Source organism: Microbulbifer okhotskensis, from assembly GCF_023895975.1.
Lineage (GTDB): Bacteria > Pseudomonadota > Gammaproteobacteria > Pseudomonadales > Cellvibrionaceae > Microbulbifer > Microbulbifer okhotskensis.
Genome location: NZ_JALBWM010000229.1, coordinates 1 through 2726, shown reverse-complemented (window position 1 = coordinate 2726; position 2726 = coordinate 1). Strand labels below are relative to the sequence as shown.

Sequence of the window (2726 nt, the reverse complement as noted above, 5' to 3'; positions counted from 1 at the left end):
ATAGCTGATAGCTGATAGCTGATAGCTGATAGCTGATAGCTGATAGCTGATAGCTGATAGCTAGAAGTATGACCCTTATTTCCAATAGTGTCTACTATTGGAAATAAGGGTGTGGTATGGTTTCTCCCCATAAGATCTCCATAATCTACTTGATTTCCGATAACCAGGCCCTCTATGTCACTGCGTTTTGATGCGACACCACTATTTGACTCCTACCGTTCATTCTACGCTCTTGGTCGAGGAGAATTATTCTCAGCTGATGCTCCCGTAGTTAAAAACTTCGTACACTCCATGACAAATACTGTGTCTGAGACCATCTCAGATTACCAGCAGGTAAAGGATTTTCTCTGGAGTAAATGTCGACGCTCGGAAGCGACTTACAATGCATTCCGGAGTGAGTCTGAACGTTTTTTGTTGTGGGCTTGGTGCATACACGGTAAATCCATTGCCATAATGAAAAAGCGAGACATTGAAGCCTACGTTGATTTTGTGGTTGACCCACCAAGAAGCTGGATTGGAACACGGGTATGCCGCAGATTCTCAATAAACAATGGTCAAAAAGTACCTAATAAGGATTGGCGGCCATTTGTAGTGAAGCTTAGTAAAGCGGAACGCAAAGAGTTTCTTAGAAGTGCCTCTGTTTCAGATATTAAGCCTGATGCTGGCGATTATGCGCTAGCTCAGAAATCTCTAAGAGAAGTTTTCTCGAACCTGAGTGTGCTCTACAACCACTTGGTTGAAGAAGACTATGCTTTTGGGAATGTGATTTCGGCCGTCAAAAAGGCCTCTCCCCATCTAATTATTGATGTATCAAACGATGCAGTGAAACGTCTATCGGCACTACAGTGGGAGTATGTCCTGGAGTGTACACGGGCCAAAGCAAATGAAGACTCGGCTTGGGAGCGTCACCTTTTTATAATTGCTAGCATGAAGAGCTTATATTTGCGTGTTAGTGAATTGTCATGTCGCTTCAACTGGGCCCCAAAAATGGGAGATTTTTATAGGGAAGAAGATGACTGGTGGCTAACTGTGTTTGGTAAAGGCAATAAAAAGAGAAAGGTTAGCGTACCAGTTGATTTTTTAGACTACTTACGGAGGTATCGTCTAAGTCGGGGCCTCGACGGACTACCAGCGGTTGGCGAGTCCTCCCCCCTACTCCACCCAGTTCGAAAACATAACCCGGGGTTGCGAGCACGAACCATTTCGCTACTGGCTCAAGAGGCATTCGATCTAGCTAGTGAAAAGATGACTCTAGATGGCTTTGAAGATGATGCAAAGGTTCTCTTGGCCACTTCTACCCATTGGCTTCGCCACACCGGTGCTTCCATGGATGTAGAAAATAGAGCTCTCAAAGATCTATCCGCAGACCTTGGACATGGAAAGCTGGGTACTACTGATAAGGAATACGTCCATGCAGATGATAAAGAGCGGGCAGCTTCTGGGCGAGCGAGGCGAGTTTGAAAACAGGTGGGGTATTAATTATGGGACTACTCTAGTTGCACCTAGAAAGGCAAAAAGTTGAAGAATTACCCCCCCCCTATTCAATTTAATTTTGTAAACATAACTCAGGACTATGATCCCAAACAATCGCTATGTTAACTCAGGAAGTTATCCTACCCAAAAACTATGTCCTATCTGAAACCAGGGAGGGACTCACTGCGCTGAAGTCGTGGGAGGAAGCTCTGCTGCTACTTTACTATTATAGGAACTATTGTTTTGAGTTTTACTTGGCTTCTATTTTTACAAGCCGGACCAACAACTAAGCTAGATGATCCTGCACTTATTGCCTGTATCCAGTTTTCTGAAACGTTCACTTTAATAGCTTCAGTTTCATCAACAGATATAGTGACTGGCACTGATGGAATATAATCCCCGTTTTTATTGTAAGCTCTTATAACCAATGATTGTGGATGCCATAGATCACCTTTTTGAAGAATAATGGCTTCAGGAACCACTTTTAATGAAGTTGCCAAGTCGCCGCTCTCGCACATAGCTTCCCTCATCGTAGTTGTGAACGCTCGGTAATGAACCCCAGCAGCCATGTTCGGGGTTGAAGAACTAAACCCTTCAGAAATTAGTGTAGTTGCATAACACACACCAGCAATCAGGCTCCAAAAGACAGATACAACCGTATTAATAATTCGCACACCTACTCCTATAACCATTTTAGTCTTGGAAGAGAACTTTTAGTATGCTCTGATTCCCTATACACCAATTTTGCTTTACAGAGAAAAGATGATTTAGGCATCAGACCAAAGTGCCTACTGTCTGTTGAATGATCACGATTGTCACCAAGAAGAAAGTAGCCACCAATATCGCTTTTGCTAACCTTATGATAGGTTCCAAAATATGACTCGTTTATACTAAATGCTTTTCCAAAAAGCGACTGGGTATAGCCCACATCACTTACATCATAGGGGCCCAGATCTGAAATGTACCGCTTCTCAATAAGCATACTATTAACGATCAATGTCTTTCCTCTATAAGTGATATCATCACCAGGAATCGCCACTACTCGTTTTATTTTCGTATAGGATCCACCTGATTCTCTGAATACGATAATGTCTCCGCGTTTTATTTTCAGTGAAAACTTTGAGCAAACAACCAAGTCTCCTGATCTTAGGGTTGGCTGCATGGAAAATGAGACAATCTCATAAAACAAGGTATTCATCCACAACACTTCGGACAGTTTCATACAGCTATAGCCCCATAGTCACTGTACTGCT

At 42.9% G+C, this 2726-nt stretch carries 3 protein-coding genes; 1 reads left to right on the top strand and 2 read right to left on the bottom strand.

Annotation, left to right across the window (positions count from 1 at the left end):
- Positions 1-174: 174 nt before the first annotated feature.
- Positions 175-1461: a tyrosine-type recombinase/integrase gene (locus MO867_RS21460; RefSeq protein ID WP_252472941.1), complete on the top strand. Its 1287-nt coding sequence runs from the start codon at positions 175-177 to the stop codon at positions 1459-1461.
- A 227-nt stretch (positions 1462-1688) separates the two neighbouring features.
- On the opposite strand, the gene MO867_RS21455 is transcribed toward MO867_RS21460, so the two are convergent.
- Positions 1689-2147: a hypothetical protein gene (locus tag MO867_RS21455; protein WP_252472939.1), complete on the bottom strand. Its 459-nt coding sequence runs from the start codon at positions 2145-2147 to the stop codon at positions 1689-1691.
- An 8-nt stretch (positions 2148-2155) separates the two neighbouring features.
- Positions 2156-2695, bottom strand: coding sequence for a signal peptidase I (lepB, locus tag MO867_RS21450; protein WP_252472936.1), 540 nt, complete (start codon positions 2693-2695; stop codon positions 2156-2158).
- Positions 2696-2726 lie beyond the last annotated feature (31 nt).

Coding starts and splice junctions, on each gene's coding strand:
- lepB (WP_252472936.1), bottom strand. CDS start 2,695: ATGAAACTGTCCGAAGTGTTGTGGATGAATACCTTGTTTTATGAGATT.
- MO867_RS21460 (WP_252472941.1), top strand. CDS start 175: ATGTCACTGCGTTTTGATGCGACACCACTATTTGACTCCTACCGTTCA.